This is a genomic window from Prosthecobacter sp. (assembly GCF_044222345.1).
In the GTDB taxonomy this organism is placed as follows: domain Bacteria; phylum Verrucomicrobiota; class Verrucomicrobiia; order Verrucomicrobiales; family Verrucomicrobiaceae; genus Prosthecobacter.
Genome location: NZ_JBGANL010000125.1, coordinates 2,776 through 4,781, shown reverse-complemented (window position 1 = coordinate 4,781; position 2,006 = coordinate 2,776). Strand labels below are relative to the sequence as shown.

Sequence of the window (2,006 nt, the reverse complement as noted above, 5' to 3'; positions counted from 1 at the left end):
CGCCGCCCGCATGGAGGCTCCGCCCGCAGCCCCCGCCGTGCGCTACGTGGCCTATGGCGACTCCGTCACCCACGGCTTCACCGCCAGCGCCATTGACAAAACCTACCCGTATCTGGTAGCTCAAAAGATGAACTGGCAGCTCATCAATCTCGGCCTCGGCGGCCGCGCCTCCAATGTCTCCGACGCCCACGTCCTCAAGACCCTCAAGGCCGACGTCATCACCGTGCTCATGGGCGTGAACGACTGGCAGGGCGGCGGCCCCGTGGAGCGCTACCGCAGCAACATGAACGGCTTCTTCAATGCTCTCCGCGCCGTGCAGCCCGCCGTGCCCATCTACTTCATCACCTCCCTCTGGGTGCCCCCCGCCTGGAGCCCCAAGAGCCAGATCACCGATCTCGAAGCCTACCGCAAAGTCGCCCGCGAAATCGTCGCCACCCGCAAAGACCCCCATTTGCACCTCATCGAAGGCCTCGACCTCATCGACCACGACCCCAAGTTGTTCGACCCCGTCGCCGTGCATCCGAATGACCAAGGCTTTGCGCAGATGGGGGAGAGATTGGCCAAGCAGATGAAGCAGCCGGGGAAGTGACTGACCTTCGTCAGGAACGCCTGCCGAATGTAGGCGGGAAGTGTCCGGCGGCCCTGCGCCAACGAGGAGCTTGCGCACGCCTCTCGCATACCTCCGGCATGCGCCCTGGATCAATGGGGGCGGGTTTCGCGTGATCCGGTGGTTCCCGCTCGCCGAGCCTCGCTTCACCACCGGCTACCTTCCGTGCTCCCTCCGGGAGCGGATGGCCATCCCGCACCCCACTCTCCCGCGCTTCATCTCACCCACCCGCCGCTCCCTTCCCACCACGAATCACTCCCCGTTTTGCAACATCACCCGCTCTGCCGCTGTAGAACTCACACCATGAACCTTCGGTTGAAGCAGCGCAGCGCTCCCGTATTGAGTCCCGATCGGCGGCGGCTTTTGAAGTCGATGTCTGCGGGCGTCCTCGGGCTGGGGCTGCCGGAGTGGCTGGCCTTGCAGGCGAGGGCGGGCAATGCGACCGGTGCCGTGCAGACCGGGCAGGCGAAGCGCGTGCTGGTCATCTATGAAGAGGGCGGCATCAGCCAGATGGACTCGTTTGATCCGAAGCCGGACGCGCTGCTGGATCATCGGTCGCCGTTCAAGCCGATCCCGACGAGCGTGCCGGGCACGCATTTCTCCGAGCTCATGCCGCTCACCGCGAAGCAGGCGCACCGGCTCGCCGTGGTGCGCTCCATGACTTCCGCGCCCACGGCGGGGCACAAGGAGTGCTGCCAGGAATTTTTCAAAGGCTACCGCAACACCAACGCCTTCGAATTTCCCGACATCGGCGCGGTGGTGACGGAGCTCATGGGCACGGAGCGGCCCGAGATGCCAGGCTACATCTTTTGCCCGGGCATCAACATGCCCAATGCCGTCACCAGCACCGGGTTTCTGCCTGCCAGCCGCGCCCCGTGGAAGCTCGGCACCAAACAGCTCGGCGAAGACCTCAGCGATCCCGCGTGGAAGGTGCGCTCCCTGGAGCTGCGCGCAGAGCTGGGGCGCGAGCGCCTGCTGGAACGCTACCGCCTGCTGGAATCGCTCGATGCCGGTGCCATCGCGCAGTCGAGCGCCGGGCAGCTCATGAAGGGGCACACCAAGCATGCGCTGGATCTGCTCACGAGCGATGAAGCCAAGCACGCGTTTGATCTTTCGCGCGAGTCCGACAAAACGCGCGACCGCTACGGGCGCGATCATCGCGGCTGCTGCTACCTGCTCGGGCGTCGTTTGATCGAGTCCGGTGTGCGCTTTGTCACCGTCACGTGCATCCAGCCGCCGGAGCACGTGAAGCGTCCCGGCATCGGCCAGCCGGGCGGTGTGTTTCTGAACTGGGATCATCACGAAGGCATCTACAACAACGGCCCCTGCGGCGGCCCGCAGGGCAGCAGCAATCAGGAGCGCTACGGCCTGCCGCATCCGGTGATGATGCCCAGCCTGG

2 protein-coding genes are annotated in these 2,006 nt (G+C 65.4%); both read left to right on the top strand.

The genetic code is table 11. From position 1 onward, the window contains the following. Window positions 1–589: SGNH/GDSL hydrolase family protein (locus ACILSL_RS26890; protein ID WP_395735159.1), on the top strand; the 589-nt coding region annotated here is incomplete at its 5' end. A 321-nt stretch (window positions 590–910) separates the two neighbouring features. After that, window positions 911–2,006: DUF1501 domain-containing protein (locus ACILSL_RS26885; protein WP_395735158.1), on the top strand; the 1,096-nt coding region annotated here is incomplete at its 3' end.